The organism is Achromobacter sp. SIMBA_011, assembly GCF_046535435.1.
Classification (GTDB): domain Bacteria; phylum Pseudomonadota; class Gammaproteobacteria; order Burkholderiales; family Burkholderiaceae_B; genus Achromobacter; species Achromobacter dolens.
In genome coordinates, this window is the sequence record NZ_JAWRWN010000575.1 from 1 (window position 1) to 266 (window position 266).

1 pseudogene is annotated in these 266 nt (G+C 69.5%); it reads right to left on the reverse strand.

What is annotated here, in order from left to right:
• A pseudogene (locus tag SB816_RS32220) lies at positions 1-232 on the reverse strand (AraC family transcriptional regulator); the annotation flags it as partial.
• Positions 233-266: the final 34 nt, after the last annotated feature.

Sequence of the window (266 nt, forward strand, 5' to 3'; positions counted from 1 at the left end):
CGGGCGCACCGTGGCGCGCGTCGTCATGCTCCGCCGTAACCAGCGCGTCGTTCAGCGCGAGCCGCGACGCGATCGCTCGTACCGCATCGCCGCCGAGATCGCGCTCGACCAGAGACAACGCGGCGCGAGCCGGCCCGTAACCGTCGTAATCGACGACGACTGCATCGGCCCCGTGCGCACCGCTTCGCGCGGCGTCGATCAACATCCTGCCTTCGCTGATGGTCTCGACCATGCCGGCCTTCGGCACGACGACCCTCAGCCAATCG